We start from the raw sequence: 25,295 nt of genomic DNA on the forward strand, positions 1-25,295 counted from the left end.
CCGAGCCATCGCGCCCTGCTCGTCTCGCGCGGTCACAGGCCATTACGCAGCATCCTGCCCGGAAGCGCCGTGATCGACCAGCTCATTGCGGCGTGCCCCGTTGCGCGCTGCCACGGCGGCAACCGGCGTCTTGACGGCCGCCGCCTTGCGCGGCGCCGGCACCTGCTTCGACCTGATCGGCTGCTCGTCATAGCGCCCGTCCAGGTGCCCGTTGATGACATCCCAGATCTGGCGCAGCCGGCGCACGTGCAGATCGTCGCGGATGTAGGCCACGATGGCTTGCAGCGCATCCGCATCGTTCAGCGGGACCTCGCTGCCCGTCGCGACGGCATCTGCCGCGACCGCCTCGAACTTGGGCGCGTATTTGGCCTCGACATGCAACAGGACATGGATGAGCCGCTGCCGCAGCAGCGGATTCTTCAGGCAGCGTTCGAGATCGAAAATCGTGCGGATGTTCATCTCCCGCAGCTTGCGCGTCCGCTCCGGGCCGACGGCGAGGATGAGCTGCGCCTGCGCAACCCAGTCCATGACCTCGTAGAGCCCATAAGGGGTCTCCACGAAGATCTGGATCGGGTTGATGGTCGCAAGATTCTGCACGTCCTCGATCTCGAACTCGCCGAGGCGGAGCTTCATGAACGGGTCGATCCCGAGGATCATGTCGAGCGGAAGCTCCTCCTGAAGCGCCTTGCTTGCCGAGCTCACCCGGCGCAGCCGGATCCATGGGAACTTCGCGATCAGCACGCTGACGAAAAGGTCCGGGAAGAAGCCGATGACGAATGCCAGGGCGACCTGCGCGCTGTCGCCGAGATAGGTCATGAAGCCGGATTGCCAAACCGCCGCGGTCACGAAGATCGCGAGCAGGATGTGGAAGAACGACTGGAAGAACGAAATCGGCGACAGGTCGAAATTGGCGATCCTTCTGATCAGATACTGGATCGACCAGATGTAACTGCTGATGAACGCGTAGGTAATCATCCCGTCCGGGGTACCGCGCGGCGTCCAGAAGTTGGAGACGTAGTTGGCGGGTTTGGCCACGCCATGCGGCGCGATATCCTGCCTGAACGCGAACTCGAAGCAGAGATAGGTCAGCAGGACGTAGATCGCGACCGGAAAGATGTAGAACCGGATTGCGTTGGAGTCGGGATCCGTGGCCTGCCGCTCCGGATTTGCCTCAGGATCGTATTTGTATTTGACCAGCTCGAACGACGGCAGGATGAGCGGCCGTCCGCCCACTTTCGCGAATTGAAAAAGTCTCTCGAGGTCGCGCACGATTTCGCGCCGGCTCGCACGCACGTTCATGCGACCGATATAGACACCGACGGGAACGATGAGGCTGAAGAGAGCAATGGATAATGCACGAAGGAAAGTATCGAATTCGAAATTCATGACGCACTCCTCACGCGGTAGGAGGAAAACAATCAGGAGAGGAAGATCAGAACAGGAAAATAATCAGGAGAGGAAAAATGTAATGCAATCAACCTCTACGAGATTAGCCGCAAAGCCCGGCCTCCTCAAGCCTCGGCGGCGATCCTGCCGTGCCGTCGATCGACGCGATCGGACCGGGGCGGCTCGCGCAATTCTGACGCCGCTTCGCCCGGCGAGCGCGGCTACCAGCCGCCACCCCTGCCACGAAAAAAACACCGGCCTGACGGCAAGTGCCGGCCGGGACGGATGAGGCGATGTGGGCGAATCGCCGTCGGGGTGGCGCGGTGGTATTCCAGGCAAAGCTTGCAGAACAAACGGCATCGCAACCAATTTGCGATCCGATGGTTGTGGGATGGAACCGGTTCCCGGTTCTCGGGCAGGTGAGCCTTCCGATGCGCCTCCGCAGACCGCTTCCGGCCGCCACGCTGGCCCTGACCGCCACCCTTGCCGCTGTGGCAAGTCCTTGTTTTGCCGAAACTTCCAAACCGATCCCGGTCAACAATCCGCCGGCGCAGCAGACCGCCTTCATCGACCTGCTCGCGCTGATGTCCGGCCACTGCAAGACGTTCAAGGTCGCCGGCCGCTCCTTCGCCTGCAAGACGGTGGCCTACGCCCACGGCGACAAGGGCCGGGTCAATTTCGCGGTCGCAGTCGACGACCCCTCCGACGCCAACCACGTCGTGTCGTTCTCCGGCGAGAACGGCAAGCGCGCCGACGATAATTCCTACGAGCTGTCGATCGACCGCATGCTGCTCAACTCCAAGGACCGCCCCAAGGTCGACGGCCTGCCCGTGCCGGCCGAGCAGATCTCCACCGGCCGCTGCCGCCAGACTGGAAACTTCGCTGCCAGGAAGGTGAACGACGTGACCTGCTCGGCGACCGACAACGAAGGCCGTCAATACGAACTGCTGTTCGTCTCCGACGGTACGCCGGTGAGCGTGCGCCGCATCCGGCAATCGTCACCCTCGATCCAGGATCCGTTCAAGTAGCCGTCACGCGAACGCCTTCTCCAGAGTCGCGAAGATCACCGCGAGCGACTTGTCATGCCGCGTGATCGGCGGCACCGGGCGATCGATCTTCATCAGCTGATAGACCGCCATCTGCGCCGCCCGCACCGAATATTCGACGGTGAACACCACGTCGTCGGGGATCTCGACGAACTGGCTGACGAAGGCGAGATTCACCGAGTTCTTCGGCACCGGCAGTGGCCGATCAGTCAAATTGCGCGGCATGAACATGCTGGTGATGTAGGGCATGCGGCAGGGAACGCAGATCGCGTCCGCGAACACCGCGGGATCGAAGTTCAAATGTCCGCACAGCTCCTTCAGGATATCGGCGCCGCCGCAATCGGACATCGGCTTGGCGACGAAATTGCCGACGCGGTCGGGATGCAGCGCATAGCCCCAGAACACCTGCACGTTCTTCGGCTGTCCGGCGAAATGCGGCTGGTGATAGAGCACGACCGACATCAGCCAGTTGGAATCCTTGAACGTGACCAGCCCGCCGGTGCCGGCCCTGTTGCCGGAGAACGCCTCCATCCGGTCGAAGAACAGCGGATCGCGGCAGGTGACGGTGAAGGAGAGCCAATAGGATTCGGGGATCGATGAGTTGAAGGCGGCGGGATTGCCGAATTCTGGACGTCCTTGCGCGATCGTCTCCCACAACGTCCAGCCCTGACTGTCCTTTTTGGTCAGGCGCGGCGGCGGCTCGGTCATCGAGCCCAGGCTCGAGGCGTCGGTCATCGAGCCGTTCTGGAAGAACACGAGGTCGCCGTCCTCGAGCCGGACATTGGCCGTGCGGCCGTCGCGGTCGAGCACGAGCTGGCGCACCCGCACCCGTCCCTCCTCGCTCTCGAGCGCCATGTCGGTGACGCGCGTGCCGCGCACGAACTGTACGCCCTGCCGCTTCAGCCAGTCGGTGAGCGGCTGCACGATCGCGTCATACTGATTGTAGACGGTGCGCTTGACCCCGGCGAGAGTCTCGATGCGCGGAAATTCGCTCATGAAGCGGTGCAGATAACGCTTCAGCTCGACCGCGCTGTGCCAGGGCTGGAAGGCGAAGGTGGTCTGCCACATGTACCAGAAATTGGACTCGAAGAATTTCGGCGACAGCCAGTCGGTGATGCGGCTATTGCCGAGCGTCTCCTCCGAGCCCTCAGTGAGCTTCAGCAGTTCGAGCCGGTCACGCGCGGAAAAACCCATATGCGAGACGTCGACCTTGAAGCGGTTGCGATCGACCAGCCGCGCCTTGGAGTGCGCGGGGTTTTCTGCGTTGAACGCGATGGTTTCGTCGCGGACGCTGAGGCCCGGACGTTCGAGCGAGGGAATGCTGGAGAGCAGATCCCAGGTGCATTCGTAGTGGTCGGTGGTCAACATCCGCCCGCCGCGCAGTGAATAGGCTCCGTTCGCGAGCAGTGCGCCGTCGAGGCTGCCGCCGACCAGCGGCTGCGCCTCGTAGATCACGATGTCACGCCCCGGCAGTTGCGCATCGCGAACCAGGAACGCCGCGCCCGCCAGCGATCCGATGCCACCACCGATGAAATACGCCTTCATGACTTGCCTCGATTGCCGTTCGAATTCACGGGCGACATTGCATCGCGAGGCCGTGACCCAAGTTGCGCTGGATCAAGCGCGACCCAAGGCGAAATCACGTCGGCGTTATCGCCGCAGGCTTCTTCGCATAGACGTGCTCGATCTCGTCCGCGAAGCGGCGTTCGAGCGCGGGCCGCTTGTTCTTCAGCGTCGGCGTGAGCAGGCCCGCGGCAATGGTCCACGGATCCAGCGTCCACCACACCGCGCGCGGTGTCGCGTAGGACGGATAGGCCTTCACGGCCGCCGCAATTCGCGCCAGCAGCGCGGCCCGCTCCGCAGCGCCGCCTTGCTGGCCGCGCGCAGCCAGCCTTTCCTTCTCCTCGACCCAGGCCTTGGCATTGAGCACGACCAGCGCGGAGAGGAACGGCCGCTGCTCGCCGACCACCAGCGCCTGCTCGAACAGGGGATCGGCGAGGATCGCGGTCTCAATATCCACCGGCGCGATCTTCTCGCCGGTCGAGGTGACCAGGATGTCCTTGATGCGGCCGGTGATGGTGATCCGCCCGTCCTCGATGCGGGCCTGGTCGCCGGTGTGCAGCCAGCCGTCGGCGTCCTTGACGCGGCGCGTCTCGTCCGGCTTGTGCCAGTAGCCGATCATCACGCTGGGACCGCGCACCAGCAATTCGTCGTTGTCGCCCAGCCTGACCTCGACGCCGTCGAGGACGTGGCCGACCGAGTGCGGATCGTTGTCGTCGACGGTGTTGACCGAGACCACCGGCGAGGTCTCCGTCATCCCATAGCCCTGGAGGACGTCGAGCCCGAGCGCGAGGAACAGCCGGATGACCGGCTCGGCGATCGGCGCGCCGCCGGACACCGCAACACGCAGGCGGCCGCCGAGCTGCGCCAGCACCTTGTCCGCGACGAGGCGCTCGAGGATCGGCCAGACCAGCCGGTCGGGCAGCGACGGCGCGCCATGCCGCTGCCGCGCATCGAAACGGCGCCCGCCGACGGCGATCGTGAGGTCGAGCAGCGCGCGCTCGACAAATCCGGCCGATGCGCGGTGCTGCATGATCAGCGCGTAGATGCGCTCATAGATCCTGGGCACCGAGACCAGCACCGTCGGCCGCACATGCTTCAGGTCCTCCGAGAGCTGCGGCACCGAGCGGGCATAGGCGACGCAGGCCCCGGCCGCGATCGGATAGTAATAGCCGCCGGTGCGCTCGAAGGTGTGCGAGAGCGGCAGGAAGGACAGGAAGACGTCGTGCGGTGCGGCGGCGATGCGGTGCGCGATCGCCTTCACATTCGCGACGACGTTGCCGTGCGACAGCATCACGCCCTTCGGCCGTCCGGTGGTGCCCGAGGTGTAGACGATGGCGGCGAGATCGTCCGGCTCGATCGCGACATCAGGCAGCGGCGCGCTCGCGCCGGGGGCCTGCGCGAGCCAATGGTCGAGCCCGACGATGCGCGCATCCGGCGTGATGAGCCCGCCCGCATCCGCGCAGACGACACGCTTGAGATGGTCGAGCGGCTGGCCGGTCGCCACGATCGCCTGCCAGCGCTCCAGCGTGTCGACGAACAAGAGCAGCGCACCGGAATCGACGAGGACGTAGGCGATGCTGTCGGGGTTGTCGACGGCGTGCATCGGCACCGGGACGAGGCCGCGCGACAGCGCCGCCTGGTCCATCGCGATATGCGCGATGCCGTTCGGCATCAGGATTGCGACGCGCTCGCCGGGCGCGAAGTTCTCCGCGGCCAGCGCCCGCCGCCACAGCTCGAATTCGGCATCGATCTCCCGCCAGGACTGGCCGACCCAGCGCTCTGCACCCGCGTCGTAATGCCGGTAAGCCTCTGCCGCCGGCGTCGCGTTGACGCGCCAGCGCAGCAATTCCGGCAACGTCCTCACCTCGGCAAGCGGGTCCGGTTGACTGATCGGCTCCGGCATGGCGTCCTTTCGCAACTCGATCGATTCCCCACTCATGTGGGGCGTCGACACTAGGCCGGCCAGTTCCCGCCGCTTTGATCCTCAGCAAGGTGGCCATGCTTTGGAGCGACCCATGACGCGCGACCGCCTGTTTCTGCTGCGCCCGGGTTTCGAGGACCCGGCCTTTCCGGGGCGCCTGTTCTATTGCTGGCATTGCGCACTGATCGAGGGCGTGCTGGCCTCGTTTCCTCAGCTCGCCGCAAGGCTCGACGTCGAGCGCATCCCGTGGCCGCGCCCGCGGCAGCCGGTGATCCCGCTGGTCGGTGAACAGAACCAATCGCTGCCGCTGCTGGTGCTGGCGGAGGGAGCGACATCGCCGCACCAGACCGGCAGCCACGAGGGCCGCGCCTTCGTCGCCGACAAGGACGCGATCCTCGCCGCACTCTCCGAACGCCACGGCTTTCCCGATCCGCACCCGTGAGAGAGGCTCGGAGCCCGCATGAGCGCAGCGACATGCGGGGCAATCGTCCCGGATATCGCTCCGCTCATCCGGGCGACAGGTCGCAAAACGAGGGAAGATCGGCATTGCGCTTTGCCGACTGCTCCGCATAGTCGGCCCAACAGACCAAGCGAAAGCCCTCCATGACCACTCCTCTTCCCGCCCTCATCGTCATCGACGTCCAACGCGCGTTCGACGAATGGGAGGCGGCGGGAAAGCGGCGCAACAATCCCGATGCGGTGGCGCGGATCGCCGATCTGCTGCAGGCGTTCAGGACGCGCGGCGCGCCGATCTTTCATATTCGCCATGAAGGCACCAAGCCGAATTCATCGTTCCTGCCATCGCGTCCCGGCTATGCCGTCAAGGACGAGGCGCGTGAGCAGCCGGGCGAGACGGTGATCGTCAAGCGCGTCAACAGCGCCTTCATCGGCACCGACCTCGAGGAGCGCCTGCGCGCAGGCAACATCGGCACGGTCGTGATCTGCGGCGCCACCACCAATCATTGCGTGGAGACGACGACGCGGATGGCCGGCAATCTCGGCTTCGACGCGCGCCTCGTACGCGATGCGACATGGACGTTCGAGCGCATCGGCCCCGACGGCGACAAGCACTCGGCCGAGGAGATCCATGCGATGACGCTGTCGAATCTCAACGGCGAGTTCGCGCGCATCGTTACCGCCGGCGAGGTGATCGCGTCATTCGCGGCCAAGTGATGGCGGCAATGCAATCACACCGGTGATGCGACAATAGACCTCACGACGCGGCATCATTTGCCGCGAATCGTACGCCGCGCGCTGCGTCGTTTCGACGCCCGCACTGGCCGGAACGCTGCCGACGCCCATGTGTTGTCCCACGACATTCAACTGGAGTGATGACATGAAGTATCTCATTGTCGCGATGGCGGTCGGAGCCGCGGCGCTCGCCGGCGGATCGGCGGCAAACGCGGCCGGCAGTTCAAGCGCGAAGCAGAACGCGCCAGCGGGCCAATCGACCGACATCAGCGCGCAGCACCGGCACCATCATGGACACCGTCATCATCACTGGCGTCCTCGTCACCACCATCACGGCTACTACCGTCCGCACTACCGCAACTACGGCTATTACCCGCGGCATCACGGCTATTACGGCGGCGGCCCGTACGGATATTACGGCGGTGGCCCCGGCGTGACCTTCAGCTTCGGCGGCGGACGCTGGTGAGACATGAGGCCCGCAGAGATGCGGGCCTCTTTCATTCCCGGAGGGTCATCGCGGCCGTCTCCCGGCCGCTGGCCAATGCCGCTTCCACCGTGCCGATGTCGGGGCCGCGATAGAGCGCTTCGCCCGAGTACAGCACCATCCCATCGGCCCGCGCGAGAACCGCCTGCGCCGCACGCGTCCGCGGCGTCGCCCACGAATAGGCGCCGCGGGCAAAGGGATCGTGCGCCCAATTGATCGCCTCGGCCGCCACGAGCTGGCGCGCGACATCTCCATGCGACAGGCCGAAGACCGCGGCGAGCGAGCCGAGCCCGGCCTCGATCAATCCCTGCCGATCGAGGCTATTTAGCTCCACCGTACCAGGGCCACCGAACCAGCCTGTGAGCACGGCATGCTCGCGCGGATATTGCGTCCACCACACCGGGATCCTCTGATCGGACAGCAGGAAGGTCATGCCCGCGAGATCCTGTTGCCGCTCGCGCCACCATGGCTTCGCGAAGCGCAGCAGGATCTTGATGACATTGCCGAAGCCGATATCGTCGGCAGCGGCAAGCTTGGCGCGCGCGCTCGCCGGCAGAGCGATCTCGCGCAGCAGCGGCAGCGGCACGGTGAGGATCACGCGGTCGCAGCCATGCACGTCACCGCCGGTGCAGCGAACGGCCGGCATGTGGCCGTGCTCCTCGACCCCCGTCACCATGCAGCCGAGATGAATGGTCACGCCCCGCCGGCGGCAGTCGGCGGCCAGAAAATCGATCAGCGCGCCATAGCCGCCATCGATGCGCGCCTGCGGCGCGTGCCCGCCTTCCATCCATTCCTCGGCCAGCGCCAGCGTCGAGGCGCGCTCGGGGTCCGCCGCGTCATAGCCCTCGACCATGCGCTCGATCGAATGGCGCATCGGCGCATAGTCCTCACCGGCAAAATGCCGGCGCAGGAATTCGGCGACGGGGAGATCGTCCTTCAAATTCCGCAGCAAGGCTTGAAGCTTGGCCTCGTGGGGATCGTCGCGCTCTTCGCGCGAGAGCCCCGTCCCGTCGAAGCTCCACTGCTCGCCTTCGATCTCCTGAAGCGACAGTCCGGCCTCGCGCAGCAATCCGCGCGTGACCGGCGCCTCGCCATGGACGAATTCGGCGCCGCCCGCGGCGGGATAGCCGAACTCTTCAACCGGCAGCGGGTGGATACGGCCGCCACAGCGCGTGCGCGCCTCCAGGACCGTAACTCTCCGGCCAGCAAGTGCCAGCTCGCGCGCCGCCATCAGGCCGGCCGCGCCGGCACCGACGATGACGATATGCTCCGGGGAAACCGACATGCCGGCGCTTCACCGGCTCGCGGCTTGCGGATCGTTCCTGATGAGATAGCGCAGCAGCAGGACACCGCCGCCGAGCTCGCGCGTGCTCTCCAGCGTCATCGCCGCAATCGGCGCGCGCTTGTCGCTGTCCGCGTCGGTCGACGAGAACACGAAGGGCGCGCCCGTTGCGCCGTCGATCGCAGGGCTGAGAATCAGGTTGAACTCGTCGATGAGACCGGCGCGCAGGAACGCGCCATTGGCGACGCCGCCGCCCTCCACCAGGAGGCGCTTCACACCGAGCTCGCGGTTGAGGATGTCCACCGTCAGCGCGAGGTCGATCTCGGACTTGCCGGCAAAGATGTAGGACACGCCCTCGCCCCGGAGCCCTGCAAGATGCGCATCTGGCACGCTGTCAGTGAGCACGACGACGACGGGATCGCCGCCGATGTCCGAGCGGCCCCAGCCGATCTTGCCCTGCGCGTCGAGCACGACGCCATAGGTCTTCGCATCGCGCCGCGCGAACCAATTTTCACGCGGCAGCTTCACGTCCGTCGCGGGATAGGGCTGACCCTTGGCGAACTCCGAGCCGGTGACACGGCCGATCACCCAGGCATCGCCGCCGAGTTCGTCATGGATCTTCTCGAACCAGTCCGTCCCCGCCCCCTTGGGACGCCAGCGGCTGGGGTGGGTGCGGCCGTCGAGGCTGGAGTGCATCAGACAGATGACATGGGGCTTCATGCTAGTCTCCGAACGCCGCGCTTCACACTGCCGGCCCCTTGCTCATCTCGTCGCCCTTGGCGCGATCGGCGACGATCACCGCAAGCGGATTGGACGTCGGCGGCGCGACGAGCTGCAGCGTGTTGGTGTCGCGATGGTTGAACGGCGCGCCGCGCACGAACAACGCAGTCTGGATCAGATAGGTCCAGCTGCCGTCGTCGTTGAAGGTGATATCGCAGCGGTAGGAGTCGGTGCGGAAGGCCTGTTCCAGAAAATCGGTCGAGCAGATGCCGTAAGCGGTGTCGCCGCGCTTGGCGGTGACGGAGATCGTCTTGTCGTCGGATGCGGCCTTGCCCGAGGCCAGCAGCACCTGCCCGCGCGGTATCGCCAGCGTCTGCATGATCAGCCCGGTCGCAGGCTCCCATAGCCAATAGCCGACCTGATCGTGAAAGGTGATGTCTTCCTCGGGCGTGTTGATGTGGATGTGATAGCGCAGTCCGTAGAACAGCTGCGGCCCGTTGGCCTGCGGATCGATCGGGTCCATGCGGATGCGCTCGATGAAGGTCCGCCGTTCCGGCCCCTCCGCCTTCGGATTGATGTCGATGCCCTTGTCCGCCTGCCAACGGCCTGCGAGACGGCGCAGCGGACCGAGATTGGCAAGGCCATCGGGCGAGACGTCCTCGGGTTCGGTGAAGATGTCGGCGGGAATGGGCAGCATGGCGTCCTCGCAGCAAGTTGCGGGAACAGCCATAGCATGGAGCAGCGAATCTTGCGCGTGCTCAGGCCTCACAATTGCGAATGGACATCGGCGTCGTGCGCGGAGCGATTGTCGGGCTTTTAGGGAAGATCGTGCATTGCGTGTCGCGGTAACATCCGCAGGGGATAAGCGGGATCACCTGCCTCAGGCGAACCGGAGCCGAACCTGTTCGATTCGGCTCCGCCGCCGGCACGTTCAGTGGCGATGATCGCGCACCTCGGGTTGATTGCGGTGATCCCTGACGATGGTCTGGTTGCGATGGTCGCGCACGATGGGCGGATCGCGATGATCGCGCACGATTGTCAGCGCGCTCGCGGGCGCCACCGCGCTTGCCAGGGTGATCGCTGCGAGAGCCACGAGGATGGTATTGCGCATGAGTCTTGTCCTTTGCCTGGTGGATCACTGCGAACCACCGACGGCAAAGCTAGATCGACCAGCTGGAATGATATGTGTTGCCGATCACGCGCCGAAGCTCGCTGCGCCACGCCATCCTGCTTTGGTCAGGCTGGCGAAGTCGCTGACGCTTCCGGTGGTGCCGGAGACCGCTCTCAAGCCGCTTCCGACACCGATTTCGCGCGTTGCTCGAGCACGCCGATCGTGGAGACCAGATTGTCGCGTCGCGCGCGCAGGTTTTGCGCGAGCAGCGGATAGGTCGGCTGGTGCACGTCGAACACCCCCGACTTGGCTTCCTCTTCGAGAATGTCGGTATTCAAGAGCCGAACGCGCCACCACAAATCGGCGATCAGCGCATCGAGCCGATGTTCGCCGGCAGTACCAGAACGGGACACTTCTTGCATCGCTTGCCTCAACCTGAAACGGGCCTCTCCATCGAGGCCTGACTTTGGTCAAGACTGAGCAAGCAGGGTGCCAAGGCTAACCCGCGCCCGCGGCAGACGGTCGGGGAACACGGAACAAATGGACGTTCCGCAGTGATCCGGCGGCCGGCCTCGGTCGTTTTCACCCGGAGAGGTCGCTTGTCGAGGCGCTATGATCGCTGCTATCCGGGCTTTAGAGATGCCAATCCGGGCTGAGGCTGCTTTACCCCGGAGGGTGGCAGCGCGGCTGTCGATTGGTGCGAGCAAAGGGCCGAAGGCAAAGGTGGACTGGGCTGATTTGATCGGACGCGTCGCCTCCGACGGAGACCGGGAGGCTTTCAAGCGGCTATTTGAGCATTTCGCGCCCCGCATCAAGGGGCTGATGCTCAAGGCCGGGTGCAGCCCGGACGAGGCGGAAGAGATCGCCCAGAATACCATGATCGCCGTGTGGCGGAAGGCCCACCAGTTCGATCCTGGGACAGCGGGCGCGCCAGCCTGGATATTTACGATCGCGCGCAATCTGCGGATCGACTCGTTCCGCCGCAGGGCACGGGCAGACCGCCTGCAGGCCGGTTCCGAGCTGCCTGACGAGCCGGATCAAGCCGAGGCGGTCGACGTCCTGATCTCGCGCGGACAGGACGCGGCAAGGATCTCCTCGGCCATCAAGCAACTCTCGGCAGAGCAATCCATGGTGGTGAGGATGTCGTTCATCGAGGAAAGGGCGCATCCGGAGATCGCCAGCGCGCTCGGGATTCCGCTCGGCACGGTCAAGTCACGGATCAGGCTGGCGATGAACCGGTTGCGAGACATTTTGGACGAAGACGCATGACGATCAGCCATCATCCGCCGGAAGATCTTCTGGCCGATTTCGCGGCCGGCAAGCTGGAAGAGGCCCACCAACTGGTCGTAGGCGTGCACGTGGCCGGCTGCGCGCGGTGCGCCCGCTTCGTGCAGGCCGTCGAGCACCTCGCGGGAGCAGCGCTGGAGGATGTCGAGCCGGCGCCGATCGCACCCGATGCGTTCGACCGCGTGATGTCGGCAATCCACGAGTCTCCGCAAGAGACGGCGGCCCCTCCCCCTGCGTCCACCACGGACCCTGATCTTCCGCCTGCACTGCGAAGATATCGCATCGGCAAGCGCCGGCGTGTCGCGCCGGGTCTCAGCCTGCGACCGATCGAGCTTTCCGGTTCGGGCCAGGCGCGCGCTTTCCTGCTGCGGTCAGCACCGGGCTCGCGCATGCTCGAGCACACGCATACCGGCACCGAGCTGACGCTCGTGCTCGAGGGCAGCTTCAGCCATGAGGGCGGACGCTTCGGTCCAGGGGATTTCGATTACGGCGACGACGAGGTCGATCATCGCCCGATCGTTGGCGAGGAAGGCCCATGCGTCTGTCTGGTCGCCATGACCGGCGACCTGCGCATGAACGGTTTCCTCGGCCGACTGATCGGGCCGTTCGTCCGGCTCTGATTCTGCTTCGCCTTCCTCACGCCGGGTGATCCGCGCGCACGTCCGGAGCGTTTTCTGAGAAACGCAACGGAGACAGGACATGGCCTGTTCTAGCCCGCCAGGTCAGGCAGGAAGCGAGAGATTGCCGGAGCTTCTGGCACGCGTCTCCGCAGGCGAGACACGAGCCTTCGCCGAGCTCCATACGCTGACACGCGGCAGGCTGCGCCGGATCGCGCTGGCCGTCGGCGCCTCGCCGCACGATGTCGATGACATCCTCCAGGACAGCTTCTTGAAGATCTGGCGCAATGCGGCCCGGTTCGATTCCGCACGGGCCCCTGCGACGGCCTGGATGTCCGCGATCGTCCGGCGCACCGCGATCGATCATCTCAGGACCAGGCGCCGGCCCAGTGTCGAGCTCGACAAGGCGCTGCTGGTCCCGACGGCAGCAGGGCCGTCACCCGCCGAGGATTTCGATTACGCCAGCGCAGAACCCATTGCCCGCGGCGCGTTGGATCGCTTGCCGGAAGACCGCCGCAGGCTGGTCGCTCTGGCCTATCTCGAAGGCGAGAGCCGCGCGAGCCTGTCCCGGCGCTTCGGTGTGCCGGTCGGCACTATCAAGACCTGGCTGCACCGAACCATCGTGGCGATGCGCAAGGATTGCCTTGCCGCATCGGCCGCGGCCTGAAGCCGGCGAGAACGCGCGCATGGACGCAGAGATCATCGAATTTCCCGAGCGCGGGCGCGACCACCGGTTGGTCTCCTCGACCGCAAGGCTCGAAGCCATTGTGAGAGAGGTTGAACGCCTCGTCGCCGACGAGCCTCAAGCCGGCATCGACCGGCTGCTCTCCATCATGGAGCGCATGGGCGATCAACTGGTCGATCTCGCAAGCCTCATGCTCGACGAGGAGTCGAAGCTGCAGGCCCGGATTGCCTTCAAACGCTTGTCCGACCAGATCGCGGAGACGAGAGCAGCGTTCGATCGGCTCGGAGGCGGGACATCCACCTGACGTGATCGGCCCGCATGGTCGCGCCGGCTCAGTGCGCCAGCTTTTGGGCGACAAGAAATCCGATCCAGGCACTGATGCCGGCGAGGAACGATCCCCAGCAAACGTCCGCAAGGGTCAATCCGGTCGACCAGTTGCGCAGCGTCGCCTGATTGGTCAGATCATAGGTCGCATAGGTGAAGCAGCCCAGCATCAAGCCCGACGTGAACGCACGCATCGCGCCGCCGTCCTGCTGCGCAGGCAGCACGGCAAACCAGATCAAGCCGACGGGATACAACAGATAGAACGCCGCCGCGGCCGGCAAATTGGGCTGATCCCGCAACATATCGCCCAGCACCGGCCGATAGAGCTTGTCGACCATCATCGTCAGCCAGACCATGTCGACAGCGACGAAGGTCACGGCCACCGCGAGATAGATCAAGAAAAGGCTCATATTCGTGTTTCCCGTCGCGCTGTATCCGGCCGGCTTGTCGAAACGCCGCCAGATTAACGATCCGGAAGCCGTGGCGGATCACATCGGACACTCATCGCAGTGCCCGTCGCGGCGGCCATGGAAAGAATGCGCTGGTCCGGGCCTGATACTGGCGATACCGGTCACCACGCGACTGCAGCATCTGTTCCTCGAGCGGCGGTATTCCCGTCACGTGGACCAGGATCCAGTACATGATCGCCGGAGCCGCCAGGCTGGCCCAGCCCCACGCATAGCCCGACGACAACGCGATGACTGGGTAAGCCAGCCATCCCAGCCATTCGAAGAAATAGTTCGGATGACGCGACCAGCGCCAAAGGCCGGCATCGCAGACAAGGCCGGCGTTGGACGGATCGCGCTTGAAGTGCCGCAATTGCCGGTCCGCCAGCGCCTCGCCGGCGACGGCCGCCAAGACGATGACGATCCCGGCATAGTCCTGCAGTCGCAATCCGGGCTCCGGCGCGTGCGCGGCGAGGAAGACGGCGAACGGCAGCGGCACCGAGACCAGCGCCTGTGACTGCAGGAACAGGAACATCCGGCGCGCGGCGTCAGCTTCCCATTGGCGCGCATAGTTCGCATATCTGGGATCGTCGATCCCGGCCGCGGAGCGGCGCGCAATGTGCGACCCGAGCCGCACCGACCACAGCAGCACAAGCCCCGCGACGAGCACCCGGCGGGCCGGTGTCCCCTCGTCGAGCGGCCACAAGGCCGCCGCCGCGCCGACGAGGCCGGTCGCGTAGGACCAGATGGCATCGACCCAGCCGGAATTGCCCGTGCGCTGCTGAACGACCCAGGCCAGTGCCATCAGAAGGCAGAGGGTCAGTGCAATGCAGCCTATCGCCTGAAGGTACAGCAGGATCATGTCTCCACCCGAATTGACCTCTGTCGATACGTCACGGCCGGGCCATAGTTTCGCCCTCGGCAGCGGGTTTCCGACGACGACAGGTGATCCAGGCCATCTCGCCCGGCGTTTCCTCACGATTGCTTCAGGAACCGCCGCTGACGGTACCGCAATGGGGGCGAAAGAGGATGCGTTTGGCCGTGATCGGGACGGGAATTGCCGGCAATGCTGCCGCATGGCTCCTGTCGAAACGTTACGCCGTCACCGTTTACGAGCGTGAGCTGCAGCCGGGCGGTCATAGCCACACCGTTCGGATCGACTATGACGGCGACCCCATCGACGTCGATGTCGGCTTCATCGTGTTCAACGAGACGAACTATCCGCAACTGACGTCGTTGTTCACGCATCTGGGCGTGAAGACGGTCGAGACGTGCATGAGCTTCGCCTTGTCTGCCGATCACGGCCGGTTCGAATGGCGCGGTGGCGGCGAAACCGCCTTTCAGACCGCCTGCGGCCTGTTCGCGCAACCGCGCAATCTCGCATCGCCGTCCTACTTTCGCATGCTGGCGGAAGTCGCAAGGTTCAACAGGCAGGCCGTAGCCGATCTGCGTGCCGGCCGGCTGCGCGACCTGACGCTCGGCGAGTATCTGCGCCGAGAATCATTCGGGCCGCGGCTGTTCTCCGACTATCTCGGCCCGATGGGGGCAGCCATCTGGTCGTCCTCATCGGATGACATCCTGTCCTTTCCGGCGGAGAACTTCGTCGCTTTCTTCGACAACCACCGGCTCCTCCACCTCGATCGGCCGCGCTGGCGGACCGTGGAGGGTGGCAGCCGGCGCTATGTCGACAAGCTGACCGCTTCGTTCAAGCACAACATGCGGCTTGGCTGCGCGGTGACATCGATCGACCGCACCGGGCATGGCGTGACCGTCCGTGACAGTCAGGGCGGCGTGGAGACTTACGACGCCGTGGTGATGGCTTGTCACAGCGATCAGGCCCTGGCAGCGTTGTCGGATGCCGACGCGCAGGAGCGTTCCATTCTCGGGGCGATCAGATATGCCCCGAACACCATATATCTGCACCGCGATCGCAGTCTCATGCCCCGGCGGCGTCAGGCCTGGGCATCCTGGAACTTCCTGCGATGGCCGCGGCAAACGCCCGCCCAGAATGACGTCGCGGTGACCTATTGGATGAACCGGCTGCAAGGCATAGATGACCGCAAGCCGCTGTTCGTCAGCCTCAACCCTCCTTTCGAGCCGGCAGCCGACCTGACGTTTGGAAAATTCAGCTTCGCCCACCCGCAATACGACCTGGCGGCGTTCGCGGCGCAACGACGGCTCCCCGCAATCCAGGGACGTCGTCGAACCTGGTTCTGCGGCGCCTGGACCGGCTATGGCTTTCACGAGGATGGATTGCAGGCCGGCATTTCCGTTGCCGAGGCACTCGGCAGCGAGACTCCGTGGCGTCAGCCGGATCCGCTGCTGGCCGAGGCCGCCGAGTAGGGCGATGGTCCAAACCAAACCAGCCAGAGCGGAGGATGCGATGGCGCCCGCCGCGCTCTATTGGGGGAAGGTGATGCACGCGCGATGGCGGCCCGTGCAGCACAGGTTCACCTACCGCGTGATGAACCTGTTGATCGACCTCGACCGGCTCGATGAGGCGGATCGCCAATCCCGGTTGTTCGGCATCAATCGCGCCGCGCCCTTCAGCTTCCACGAGCGCGATCACGGTGACGGCAAGGGCGGCCTCAGCCAATACGCCCGACGCCTTGCCGCGGCACGCGGCATCGACCTCTCCGGAGGCCGCGTGCTCCTGCTCTGCTATCCCAGGATCCTCGGCTACGTGTTCAACCCGCTGTCGATCTATTTCTGCTACGGCGCGTCCGGCGATCCCGCCCTGTTGATCTACGAGGTCCGCAACACCTTCGGCGAGATGCATTCCTACGTCCTGCCGGTGCAGGGCGCCGCGGACGGCACCATCCGACAACGCCAGGCGAAGGCATTCTACGTCTCGCCCTTCATGGCGATGGAGACGCATTATCGCTTCAGCGTGTCTTCGCCCGAGCAGGATGTGAAAGTCAGAATTCTGCAGAGCGGCGCGCAAGGCCCGATGTTTGCGGCGGCCCTCTGCGGGCGACGCCGTGCCCTGACCGGCCGATCCCTGTCGGCTGCGCTCGTCGGCCTGCCCTTCCTGACATTCAAGGTGATCGCAGCCATTCACTGGCAAGCTATGCGGCTCTGGCTCAAAGGTGTTCCCTACGTGCCTCGTTTGAAACAACGTGAGATCTAGACCATGGACCTCGCAGCCACGCATCAAGCCGTTCGATTTGACGACGTCCCGTTCTTCGCCCGACTGGCGCTGCGCCTCGCATCGCAGCTTCGGCGCGGCACCGTTCACGTGCGCCTTCCCGACCAGCGAATGGTCACGTTGCGCGGCCAGCTCCCGGGTCCGTCCGCCACGATCGAGCTCAACAATTACAGGTTCGCGCGCAGCCTCGTCATCGGCGGCGATATCGGCATGGCCGAGGCCTACATTCGCGGCGACTGGACCACGCCCGATCTCGCCCAGCTTCTCTACGTCTTCTGTCTCAACGAAGATCTGGTCGACAGCGCCTTTGCCGGAAACATGCTGGTCCGCCTGTGCCGGCAGGCGCTGCATCGCCTGCGCCGCAACACCAGGCAGGGATCGCGGCATAACATCCACAAGCATTACGACCTAGGCAACGAGTTCTTCGCGGCGTGGCTCGATTCCAGCATGACCTACTCGTCGGCTCTGTTCTCGGCTGGCACGGCCGACCTTCCCGCCGCGCAACAGCACAAATACGAGCAGCTGGCCAAGGCCATCGAATTGCAGCCCGGCCAGAGCGTGCTCGAGATCGGCTGCGGCTGGGGCGGCTTCGCCGAATTCGCTGCCAAGACTCATGGCGCCAACGTCCTCGCGCTCACCATCAGCAAGGAGCAGCATGACTTCGCCCGGCGGCGGATCTTCGAGGCCGGGCTGGCCGAGAAGGTCGAGGTCCGCTTGCAGGATTATCGCGACCAGGATGGTCGCTTCGACCGCATCGCCTCCATCGAGATGATCGAGGCCGTCGGCGAGCAGTTCTGGCCAGCCTATTTCAACCAGCTGAATCAGCGGCTGAAGCCCGGCGGCCTCGCCGGCATCCAGGCCATCACGGTCCGCGACGAGCTCTTCGGCAGCTATCGGCAGCGTGTCGATTTCATCCAGAGATACATCTTTCCGGGCGGCATGCTGCCGTCAACGAACATCCTGCGCGCGCTCGGCGAGCGCTTCGAGATGCCCGTCATTCGCGAGCGCGTCTTCGGGCAGGACTACGCCAAGACGCTCTCACTCTGGCGCGACAATTTCAGCCGCGCCTGGACCGACCTGACCTCGCTCGGGTTCGACGAGGCCTTCCGCCGCCTGTGGGAATATTATCTGTGCTACTGCGAGGCCGGGTTCAGGGCCGGGAAGATCGACGTCGGGCAGTTGGTGTTTGCGCGGCGGGGGTAACCGGCCATGCAGCACCGCTGGCTGCAAGGCTGCGGGTCATCGTCATCTGCCGTGGGCTCAGGGAAATGGCGTCCCGGGCAATACCCGTCGTCATCGACGTGCTGGCCTCGGCAAATGGTGCGCGATCGATCTTTTCATATTCTGCAAAAGAGATGCTCGGACTGCGCCAATGGTTGCAAGAGACTCGAGTCTGTAGCCTTCGGTCAACATGGCCATGAACGGCCACGCTGCAACGAGGGGGGACTGCATCCATGGAATTCGGGCTCGTCGTCCCGTCGCGGCATCGCGGCCATCATCGATCCTCGCGGCAGGTGGTGGCCGGCGGTGCGCAAGGCCCGGCCGCGGGATTTGGCGCGCGCAACGACCTGAGCGGTCGCCCCCGATCGCCGTTGACGCCGACGCTCCTGTGTCTCGTCCTCGCGACGATGCTGACACTCCAGGCGGGCGCCGCGGGGGCCCAGACGGCCGCGGAATCCTGGCCGAACCGCGCGATCACCTGGGTGGTGCCGTTCGGGGCCGGCGGCGTCACCGACCTCGTCTCGCGCAAGATCGCGGAGCTGCTGCGGACGCGGCTTGGGCAGCCCGTGGTGGTGGAGAACCGACCCGGCGCCGGCGGGACCATCGGGACGGAGTTCGTGGCCCGGGCGCAAGCGGACGGCTACACCGTGCTCTACGCCTCCGGCGGACCGATGACGATCCAGCCGAATCTGGGAATGACGAAGCTCAACTACGACCCGCTCAAGAGCTACGTCCATATCCGCGGCGTGAGCTCGGCCAACCAGATCCTCGTCGCGACCGCAGCAGCGCCCTACAGCACGCTGGCCGAGTTCGTCGCCTACGCGAAGGCTCACCCGGGCAAGGTCAATTTCGGCTCTCCCGGCCCGGGCACCGCCCAGCACCTTGCCGGCGAGATGTTCCAGGCGGCCGCCGGCATCAAGCTGACCCACGTACCCTACAAGTCGGGCTCGAGCCAGATGACCGACATGATGTCGGGCATCCTGGACGTCTCCTTCGACTACCTCGCCGTGCTCAGGCCGCTGATCGACACCGGCAAGGTCAAGGTGCTCGGCACCACCGGCACGGCGCGGCTGGCCGCGCTGCCCGACGCGCCGACGGTGCTCGAGGCCGGTTATCCCGACGCCGTCAGCGTCGGCTCGACCTGGGTCTCGGTCCCCGCCGGGACCGACCCGAAAATCGTGGGCAGACTCTCGGAGGCGCTAGTGGCCGTGCTCGCCGACCCCGGCATCGTCGCGGACCTCGCCAGCAACGGCCAGGTGTCGATCGCCGACAAGGGGCCGGCCGAGATGGGCCCGTTCATCGTCGCGGAGACCGCACGCTACAAGCGGGTGATCGAGAGCGCCGGCATCGCCGCGCATTAGCGCCGGCGCGAGGTTGCAGACATCGCGCACGCGAAGGAGCCGTCGTCGGCGTGACGCCGGCCGATCGCGAAGCCGCGCAAGGTTTGTTCGCTATTTCGTATTGAAAGGCCAAAAATCTGGTGCCCAGGGAGGGAATCATACGCGATCACCGGTAAGACGAACCGCTGTTTATCCTTCGCATGGTGGCGTGAGCGATCCACGGAAAGGAGGCCTGCGCACGGGGCCTTCGTCATTGGCCTCTCTCGTGGCGCCTTGCCCGATCCGACGTCGAGGCACGGGGCGGTTCGACGACGATAATGAACTCGGCCGGCGTTTTGCCATCACGATTGTCAAAACCGTGCGGCAAGTCGGCATAGCACGAGCAGCTATCGCCTGCCTCGAGGTCTGCGACATCGTTGCCGAGGGTTATGCGAATCGCACCAGCCACCAGATAAACGTGCTCTATCGTGCCCGGCGCGTGAGCAGGAAATGGTCCCGCCAGAGTTTTTGGCGGCACCACATAACGCAAGAACTCGACTTCGCTGCCGGCGACAGTAGGCACAAAGCGGTCGCGCTTTGCGCCGGTGCCCGACTCGACGAGCCACTGGCGCTCTGCGGCTTTGACGACGCGGAGTCGGGCCGGCTCCTGGCTCTCAACCAGCGTCGAAAGCGGTATCTCGAGTGCCTCGGAAAGCGCAGCAAGCGTCGAGATCGTCGGTGATTTGGCGGCGCGCTCCACATCCGAGATCATCGATGAGGAAACGCCGCTTCTGCTCGCGAGCGCGCGCACCGTTAGGCTCAACTCCCCCCGCCGTCTGCGAATGGCCTGAGCGATCCGAGTCAAGATCTTGTCATCTATAGAGGACGAATTTCTCATTATTACCTTTATAGTGGACAATTCAGCTGTGCACGATAGAGTACTTGCATTCGTTTTCGTGGACAAAACTGGAATCCACCATGGCTATCCAAGATTGGCGACATGACGGGGTGAAGGTCGTACGCGCAGCGGCGATTTCGGGAAGCGGCCGAGCGACAGCATTTGATTTTGCGGGTACGGGAGGTGCAAAGACTTGGTTTGGAACCGTGACCCTGCCGCCAAATGGGCGAACCGGCGCTCATCACCACGGGGCACATGAAGTTGCGGTCTATATCAGCAAAGGCCGGAGCCAAATCCGGTGGGGCGAACGGTTGGAGTTCACGACGGAAGTCGGATCTGGCGACTTTGTCTATTTTGCTCCGAACGTGCCCCATCAAGAAATCAATCTCGACCCCGATCAGCCCGTGCACTTCGTCGTCGTGCGCAGCGACAACTCGGGAATTCGCATCGACCTCGATATCGAGCCTTCGGTGAAGCCGGAAACGGTTTATTGACGGCCTTCATTCAGGGGGCTTGTATTATCACCGAGCCGGGGTGTCCGCGACGGTCGGACTGAGATCAAACCCGTAGAACCTGCCTGGGTCATGCCAGCGGAGGGAGCGAGGCGTGAGTTCGCCGCGTGAAGTCTCCGCCAATTTGCAAAGCGCTGCTTGGCAGACCCGGCGCGCTCATCGGATGCGCACGTTCCTACAACGCTGACGAGGATTGATCGAGACCGGGAATCGAACCGCCGACATTTGGTGGGTCGAAGTCATGGTGCCCAGGGGCGGAATCGAACCACCGACACTGCGATTTTCAGTCGCATGCTCTACCAACTGAGCTACCTGGGCGTGCTCCAAGAGAGGGGCCAAAGCCCATCGAGCGGGCGGTTTATAGTGGGCTCGGGGCGGCCTGTCCACCCGGCTTCGCCAAGAGGCTTCGCCGGGCGCGGCCCGGCTGTGCACAAGCTGCGGCCGCGTTGCCGCGGCCGGCGCGCGGCCGCTCGATCGATAGATCAAGCCATTGATATTATTTACTATTCGACATCATCCACGTCGTCGTCGCGGCCGGGGATGACGTAGGAGCCTTTCAGCCAGCGGTTCAGATCGACGTCGCGGCAGCGCGAGGAGCAGAACGGACGGGTCGCCTCCGACTGCGGCTTGCCGCAGATCGGGCAGGTTTTGAGCGGGCTTACGGGCTTTTTGACCTGGTCGTCCATGATGTCGGCGGCGTGCACGGGGTGAAGGGGTTCAAGAGCCTGGCGGCAAACGGGTTCCTCGGGAGGAGGCGCATGCGCGCCGTCAGGCCATTCTACTGTGCATGGGGTTGTTTTCGCGATTTTGTCGAGCCGAGGCGTTCGGCTCAGACGGTGGTGGCGTTGAGCCAGCCGAAGCGAATCGGAAAGCCCTCGCCGCCAAGCAGGGTCGTTGTCTCGTAGAGCGGCAGGCCGACGACGTTGGTGTAGGACCCCACCATCTTCACCACGAAGGAGCCGGCGATGCCCTGCACCGCATAGCCGCCGGCTTTGCCGCGCCATTCGCCGGAGCCGATATAGGCCTGGATGTCGTCCTCCGAGAGGCGCTTGAAGCGGACGCGGGTCTCGATCAGGCGCTGGCGAAACGCCTCGCGCGGCGTGACCAGGCAGATCGCGGTGTAGACGCGGTGGTTGCGACCCGACAGCAGCCGCAGGCACTGCGCCGCCTCGTCCACCAGATTGGCCTTGGGCAGGATGCGGCGGCCGACCGCGACTACCGTGTCGGCCGCGAGGATGAAGGCCCCGCGCAGCTCGTCGTCGAGCTGCACTGATTTGAGCGCCGCATCGGCCTTGGCCCGCGCGAGCCGATTGGCGCAGGCACGCGGCAGCTCGCCCCGCCTCGGCGTCTCGTCGACGTCGGCCGGCCGGAGCGCGTCCGGCTCGATGCCGGCCTGGTTGAGCAGCGACAGGCGCCGCGGCGAACCGGAGGCAAGTACGAATTTGGGGCGGCCGAGCATCAGGTGATTTGGGGGATGAAGCGGGGGTGAATTGCGCGCGGAACCTATCGGAAGGGGGCTGATTTCACAACCCGGGAACCCGAGGTTTGGTGATTCGAGGAGATGCCGAGATTCGTGTGCCTGCGGTCTGTGACGCCGGTGTTACGCCTTCTTCGCCTCTCCCCGCACGCGGGGCGAGGGAGAAGAGGCTCTGCGTCCGGGGCACGAGACTAACCGCTCGCCGCACCGACCTTGGCAAACCGCCGGCGGATGCGCATCATCAGCTGGTCGCAGACCTCGCGATAGGCGGCGAGCTTCTGGTCACGGCTGCCTTCGATGGTGGTGGGATCCTGCGTCGGCCAGTATTCGACGTCGGCGGCGAGCGTCCGCGTCAGCTCCAGCGCCTTGTGATGCGCCTCGGGCGAGAGCGTGATGATGAGGTCGAAATTCAGCCCCTCCCAATCCTCCAGCTCCTCGAAGGTCTGCGGCTTGTGGGCGGAGATGTCCTGGCCGAGCTCGGCCATCACGGCAACGGCAAACGGATCGAGCTCGCCCTTCCTGGCGCCGGCCGATTTCACGTAGAGGCCCTGCGGAAACATGTGCTGCAGCAGGCTCTCGGCCATCGGCGAGCGCACGCTGTTCATCGCACAGGCGAACAGCACGGACTGCGGATTGCTTGCGCGTGGCGGCGCAGCCATCGCTCACGCTCTTTTGGTCTTGCGCATGATCCGATCCGAAAACCGGTTCCCACTTTTCGGGATCATGCGCGTTTAACCCTTCCAATGAAGGACAGTGATGAGCGTGAACAGCCGGCGCGAGGTCTCGAAGTCGACCCGCACCTTGCCCTTCAGCCGCTCCTGCAGCGTGCGCGATCCCTCGTCATGGATGCCGCGCCGGCCCATGTCGATGGCCTCGATCTTGTCGGGGGTCGCGGTGCGGATCGCCTGGTAGTAGCTGTCGCAGATCATGAAATAGTCCTTCACGATCCGCCGGAACGGCGTCAGCGACAACAGATGCGCGACGACGGGCGTGCCGTCCTCGCGGCGGATGTCGAACATCAGACGGTTGCCGGTGATGCCGAGATGCAGCGTGAACGGGCCCTTCCCTTCGGCGCCGTCGGGCGCGAACAGGTTCTGCTCGATCAGATCGTAGATCGCGATCGCACGCTCGTGCTCGATGTCGGGGCCGGAACGGCCGATCGAGTCTTCGTCGAGCGTGACCGCGACGATGCGATTGTTGGAGTCGTCCTGTTCGGGCGGCTTTGTCATGACAGATTGAGGCGCAATCCAATCGAGCGCGAATGGGCGTCCAGCCCCTCCGCCTTGCCGAGCGTCATCGCGGCCGGGCCCAGCGCACGCAGCTGATCCGGGCCGCATTTCAGGATCGAGGTGCGCTTCATGAAGTCGTGCACCGACAGGCCCGAGGAGAATCGCGCCGAGCGCGCCGTCGGCAGCACGTGGTTGGAGCCGCCGACATAATCGCCGATCGCCTCGGGCGTATGCGGTCCGAGGAACACCGCGCCGGCGTTGCGGATTTTTGCGGCGAGCGCATCGGGATCCACAGTCATGATCTCGAGATGCTCGGCGGCGATCGCATCCGCAAGCGGAATGCTGTCGGCCAGGTTCTTCACCAAGATGATGGCGCCGAAATCGGCCCAGGAGGGGCCGGCGATCGCGGCGCGCGGCAGCGTCTTCAACTGCGCTTCGACGGCCTTTTCGACGTCGGCGGCGAGGCGCGCGGAGTCGGTGATCAGGATCGACTGCGCGCTGGCATCGTGCTCGGCCTGCGCCAGCAGGTCGGCGGCAATCCAGTCGGCATTGCCGGTGTCGTCGGCGATGACGAGCACCTCGGAGGGACCCGCGATCATGTCGATGCCGACCTTGCCGAACACCAGCCGCTTGGCGGCGGCGACATAGGCGTTGCCGGGGCCGACGATTTTTGCGACCGGCGCGATCGTCGCGGTGCCGTGCGCCAGCGCGGCAACGGCCTGCGCGCCGCCAACGCGGTAAATCTCGGTGACGCCGCCGAGATGCGCCGCCGCCAGCACCAGCGGATTGAGCTTGCCGTCGGGCGAGGGCACCACCATCACGAGGCGCGAGACGCCGGCGACCCTGGCGGGCACCGCGTTCATCAGCACCGAGGACGGATAGGCCGCGGTGCCGCCGGGCACGTAGAGGCCGGCGGATTCGATCGCGGTATAGCGCCAGCCGAGCTCGACGCCGAGCGGGTCGGTGAAGCGCTCGTCCTGCGGCAGCTGCCGGCGGTGATAGGTCTCGATGCGGTCCCGCGCGAGCTTGAGCGCATCCAGCGTCGCAGGCTCGCAGGCCCTGGTCGCGGCCTCGATCTCATCAGCGGTCACGCGCAGGCCGGATGCGTCGAGCTTCAGGCGATCGAACTTGGCGGTGGCCTCCAGCAGCGCGGCATCGCCCCGCTTGGCCACGTCGTCGACGATCGCGCGCGCGGCGGCCTCGACGTCGGCCGAGACCTCGCGCTTGGCGGCGAGGAAGGCCGCGAATCGCTGGTCAAAATCGGCGCTGCTGCGGTCGAGACGAACGGGCATGTCTGGCTTGGCTTCTGGATGGTCTTTGGGGCGGATTGGCGCACCGGGCCCCTGCTCAATGGCGCGGCGGGGAAGCGGCGTCAACCCTCGGAAGGCGCCGTCCTGGCGCAGGCCCCGGGACGGTGCGGCTGGTATA

Annotated in this window: 29 protein-coding genes, 1 tRNA gene, 1 pseudogene and 1 riboswitch; of the genes and pseudogenes, 13 read left to right on the forward strand and 18 right to left on the reverse strand. The window is 65.1% G+C overall.

Annotated elements, in window-relative coordinates; genetic code table 11:
• Positions 1-42 precede the first annotated feature (42 nt).
• On the reverse strand, positions 43-1,386 hold the full coding sequence (locus UNPF46_RS09160) for a hypothetical protein (RefSeq protein ID WP_142249787.1): 1,344 nt from the start codon (positions 1,384-1,386) through the stop codon (positions 43-45).
• Positions 1,387-1,817: 431 nt separating this feature from the next.
• Here UNPF46_RS09160 and UNPF46_RS09165 point away from each other — a divergent pair, with 431 nt between their 5' ends.
• Positions 1,818-2,414, forward strand: a complete 597-nt coding sequence (locus tag UNPF46_RS09165) for a hypothetical protein (protein WP_142249788.1) — start codon at positions 1,818-1,820, stop codon at positions 2,412-2,414.
• Positions 2,415-2,417: 3 nt separating this feature from the next.
• Here UNPF46_RS09165 and UNPF46_RS09170 read toward each other — a convergent pair.
• Both UNPF46_RS09170 and UNPF46_RS09175 read right to left on the reverse strand, forming a co-directional pair.
• Positions 2,418-4,007, reverse strand: a pseudogene (locus tag UNPF46_RS09170) (oleate hydratase); the annotation flags it as partial.
• Between the two features lie 64 nt (positions 4,008-4,071).
• Positions 4,072-5,898: an AMP-dependent synthetase/ligase gene (locus tag UNPF46_RS09175; protein ID WP_181769870.1), complete on the reverse strand. Its 1,827-nt coding sequence runs from the start codon at positions 5,896-5,898 to the stop codon at positions 4,072-4,074.
• Positions 5,899-6,010: 112 nt separating this feature from the next.
• Here UNPF46_RS09175 and UNPF46_RS09180 point away from each other — a divergent pair, with 112 nt between their 5' ends.
• Both UNPF46_RS09180 and UNPF46_RS09185 read left to right on the forward strand, forming a co-directional pair.
• Entirely contained in the window at positions 6,011-6,358 is a 348-nt protein-coding gene (locus UNPF46_RS09180) for a DUF3088 domain-containing protein (RefSeq protein WP_100175062.1), read from the forward strand.
• A gap of 161 nt (positions 6,359-6,519) precedes the next feature.
• Complete coding sequence (locus UNPF46_RS09185; RefSeq protein WP_142249791.1) at positions 6,520-7,089, forward strand: cysteine hydrolase family protein; 570 nt, start codon at positions 6,520-6,522, stop codon at positions 7,087-7,089.
• Here the strand turns inward: UNPF46_RS09185 and UNPF46_RS37365 are convergent.
• Positions 7,072-7,254, reverse strand: a complete 183-nt coding sequence (locus UNPF46_RS37365; protein WP_181769862.1) for a hypothetical protein — start codon at positions 7,252-7,254, stop codon at positions 7,072-7,074. The genes UNPF46_RS09185 and UNPF46_RS37365 overlap by 18 nt on opposite strands.
• Between UNPF46_RS37365 and UNPF46_RS09190 the strand changes: the two genes are divergently transcribed.
• Complete coding sequence (locus UNPF46_RS09190) at positions 7,253-7,573, forward strand: hypothetical protein (RefSeq protein WP_174718725.1); 321 nt, start codon at positions 7,253-7,255, stop codon at positions 7,571-7,573. The genes UNPF46_RS37365 and UNPF46_RS09190 overlap by 2 nt on opposite strands.
• A 31-nt stretch (positions 7,574-7,604) precedes the next feature.
• Here UNPF46_RS09190 and UNPF46_RS09195 read toward each other — a convergent pair whose 3' ends face one another.
• The 5 genes from UNPF46_RS09195 to UNPF46_RS09215 form a co-directional block, all read right to left on the reverse strand.
• On the reverse strand, positions 7,605-8,876 hold the full coding sequence (locus UNPF46_RS09195; protein ID WP_142249792.1) for a flavin monoamine oxidase family protein: 1,272 nt from the start codon (positions 8,874-8,876) through the stop codon (positions 7,605-7,607).
• Positions 8,877-8,885: 9 nt separating this feature from the next.
• Positions 8,886-9,593: a RibD family protein gene (locus UNPF46_RS09200; RefSeq protein ID WP_142249793.1), complete on the reverse strand. Its 708-nt coding sequence runs from the start codon at positions 9,591-9,593 to the stop codon at positions 8,886-8,888.
• Between the two features lie 22 nt (positions 9,594-9,615).
• Positions 9,616-10,290 (reverse strand): FABP family protein, encoded by a 675-nt coding sequence (locus UNPF46_RS09205; protein WP_142249794.1) that lies wholly within the window; start codon positions 10,288-10,290, stop codon positions 9,616-9,618.
• A gap of 234 nt (positions 10,291-10,524) precedes the next feature.
• Positions 10,525-10,704, reverse strand: coding sequence for a hypothetical protein (locus tag UNPF46_RS09210; protein ID WP_142249795.1), 180 nt, complete (start codon positions 10,702-10,704; stop codon positions 10,525-10,527).
• A gap of 173 nt (positions 10,705-10,877) precedes the next feature.
• The gene (locus UNPF46_RS09215) at positions 10,878-11,126 is read right to left on the reverse strand and encodes a hypothetical protein (RefSeq protein ID WP_100175054.1); all 249 of its coding nucleotides are present in this window, start codon (positions 11,124-11,126) and stop codon (positions 10,878-10,880) included.
• A gap of 301 nt (positions 11,127-11,427) precedes the next feature.
• Here UNPF46_RS09215 and UNPF46_RS09220 point away from each other — a divergent pair, with 301 nt between their 5' ends.
• The 4 genes from UNPF46_RS09220 to UNPF46_RS09235 all read left to right on the forward strand — a co-directional run bounded on the left by UNPF46_RS09220 (position 11,428) and on the right by UNPF46_RS09235 (position 13,597).
• A complete protein-coding gene (locus UNPF46_RS09220) occupies positions 11,428-11,973 on the forward strand; it encodes a sigma-70 family RNA polymerase sigma factor (RefSeq protein ID WP_100180941.1) in 546 nt (181 codons plus the stop codon).
• Positions 11,970-12,611 (forward strand): ChrR family anti-sigma-E factor, encoded by a 642-nt coding sequence (locus tag UNPF46_RS09225; protein WP_142249796.1) that lies wholly within the window; start codon positions 11,970-11,972, stop codon positions 12,609-12,611. Before UNPF46_RS09220 ends, UNPF46_RS09225 begins: the two co-directional genes overlap by 4 nt.
• Before the next feature lie 79 nt (positions 12,612-12,690).
• The gene (locus UNPF46_RS09230) at positions 12,691-13,275 is read left to right on the forward strand and encodes an RNA polymerase sigma factor (protein WP_142249797.1); all 585 of its coding nucleotides are present in this window, start codon (positions 12,691-12,693) and stop codon (positions 13,273-13,275) included.
• Positions 13,276-13,294: 19 nt separating this feature from the next.
• On the forward strand, positions 13,295-13,597 hold the full coding sequence (locus tag UNPF46_RS09235) for a hypothetical protein (protein WP_142249798.1): 303 nt from the start codon (positions 13,295-13,297) through the stop codon (positions 13,595-13,597).
• A gap of 28 nt (positions 13,598-13,625) precedes the next feature.
• Here UNPF46_RS09235 and UNPF46_RS09240 read toward each other — a convergent pair whose 3' ends face one another.
• Both UNPF46_RS09240 and UNPF46_RS09245 read right to left on the reverse strand, forming a co-directional pair.
• The gene (locus UNPF46_RS09240; RefSeq protein ID WP_142249799.1) at positions 13,626-14,027 is read right to left on the reverse strand and encodes a DUF2177 family protein; all 402 of its coding nucleotides are present in this window, start codon (positions 14,025-14,027) and stop codon (positions 13,626-13,628) included.
• A 91-nt stretch (positions 14,028-14,118) separates the two neighbouring features.
• Complete coding sequence (locus UNPF46_RS09245) at positions 14,119-14,925, reverse strand: DUF1295 domain-containing protein (protein WP_142249800.1); 807 nt, start codon at positions 14,923-14,925, stop codon at positions 14,119-14,121.
• A gap of 167 nt (positions 14,926-15,092) precedes the next feature.
• On the opposite strand from UNPF46_RS09245, the gene UNPF46_RS09250 reads away from it, so the two are divergent.
• The 4 genes from UNPF46_RS09250 to UNPF46_RS09265 all read left to right on the forward strand — a co-directional run bounded on the left by UNPF46_RS09250 (position 15,093) and on the right by UNPF46_RS09265 (position 19,793).
• Positions 15,093-16,406 (forward strand): NAD(P)/FAD-dependent oxidoreductase, encoded by a 1,314-nt coding sequence (locus UNPF46_RS09250; protein ID WP_142249801.1) that lies wholly within the window; start codon positions 15,093-15,095, stop codon positions 16,404-16,406.
• Between the two features lie 40 nt (positions 16,407-16,446).
• Complete coding sequence (locus UNPF46_RS09255) at positions 16,447-17,193, forward strand: DUF1365 domain-containing protein (protein ID WP_246668620.1); 747 nt, start codon at positions 16,447-16,449, stop codon at positions 17,191-17,193.
• Between the two features lie 3 nt (positions 17,194-17,196).
• The gene (locus UNPF46_RS09260) at positions 17,197-18,414 is read left to right on the forward strand and encodes an SAM-dependent methyltransferase (RefSeq protein WP_142249803.1); all 1,218 of its coding nucleotides are present in this window, start codon (positions 17,197-17,199) and stop codon (positions 18,412-18,414) included.
• A 251-nt stretch (positions 18,415-18,665) separates the two neighbouring features.
• Positions 18,666-19,793, forward strand: a complete 1,128-nt coding sequence (locus tag UNPF46_RS09265; protein WP_142249804.1) for a Bug family tripartite tricarboxylate transporter substrate binding protein — start codon at positions 18,666-18,668, stop codon at positions 19,791-19,793.
• Between the two features lie 229 nt (positions 19,794-20,022).
• Here UNPF46_RS09265 and UNPF46_RS09275 read toward each other — a convergent pair whose 3' ends face one another.
• A complete protein-coding gene (locus tag UNPF46_RS09275) occupies positions 20,023-20,649 on the reverse strand; it encodes a helix-turn-helix domain-containing protein (protein ID WP_142249806.1) in 627 nt (208 codons plus the stop codon).
• Positions 20,650-20,729: 80 nt separating this feature from the next.
• Here UNPF46_RS09275 and UNPF46_RS09280 point away from each other — a divergent pair, with 80 nt between their 5' ends.
• Positions 20,730-21,143 (forward strand): cupin domain-containing protein, encoded by a 414-nt coding sequence (locus UNPF46_RS09280; protein WP_142249807.1) that lies wholly within the window; start codon positions 20,730-20,732, stop codon positions 21,141-21,143.
• Between the two features lie 26 nt (positions 21,144-21,169).
• Positions 21,170-21,265, forward strand: a riboswitch (TPP riboswitch).
• A 138-nt stretch (positions 21,266-21,403) separates the two neighbouring features.
• Here UNPF46_RS09280 and UNPF46_RS09285 read toward each other — a convergent pair.
• From UNPF46_RS09285 to hisD, 6 genes are all read right to left on the reverse strand, one after another.
• A tRNA-Phe gene (locus UNPF46_RS09285) sits at positions 21,404-21,479 on the reverse strand.
• Positions 21,480-21,664: 185 nt separating this feature from the next.
• The gene (yacG, locus tag UNPF46_RS09290; protein ID WP_100180940.1) at positions 21,665-21,847 is read right to left on the reverse strand and encodes a DNA gyrase inhibitor YacG; all 183 of its coding nucleotides are present in this window, start codon (positions 21,845-21,847) and stop codon (positions 21,665-21,667) included.
• A 143-nt stretch (positions 21,848-21,990) separates the two neighbouring features.
• Positions 21,991-22,620 (reverse strand): Maf-like protein, encoded by a 630-nt coding sequence (locus UNPF46_RS09295; protein WP_100175044.1) that lies wholly within the window; start codon positions 22,618-22,620, stop codon positions 21,991-21,993.
• A 209-nt stretch (positions 22,621-22,829) separates the two neighbouring features.
• On the reverse strand, positions 22,830-23,297 hold the full coding sequence (locus tag UNPF46_RS09300) for an arsenate-mycothiol transferase ArsC (protein WP_100175043.1): 468 nt from the start codon (positions 23,295-23,297) through the stop codon (positions 22,830-22,832).
• Between the two features lie 72 nt (positions 23,298-23,369).
• The gene (locus UNPF46_RS09305) at positions 23,370-23,867 is read right to left on the reverse strand and encodes a UPF0262 family protein (protein ID WP_100175042.1); all 498 of its coding nucleotides are present in this window, start codon (positions 23,865-23,867) and stop codon (positions 23,370-23,372) included.
• The gene (gene hisD, locus UNPF46_RS09310) at positions 23,864-25,159 is read right to left on the reverse strand and encodes a histidinol dehydrogenase (RefSeq protein ID WP_142249808.1); all 1,296 of its coding nucleotides are present in this window, start codon (positions 25,157-25,159) and stop codon (positions 23,864-23,866) included. Before hisD ends, UNPF46_RS09305 begins: the two co-directional genes overlap by 4 nt.
• Positions 25,160-25,295 lie beyond the last annotated feature (136 nt).

Origin of the sequence: Bradyrhizobium sp. UNPF46 (genome assembly GCF_006658625.1) — a bacterium.
GTDB classification, from domain to species: Bacteria; Pseudomonadota; Alphaproteobacteria; order Rhizobiales; family Xanthobacteraceae; genus Bradyrhizobium; species Bradyrhizobium nitroreducens.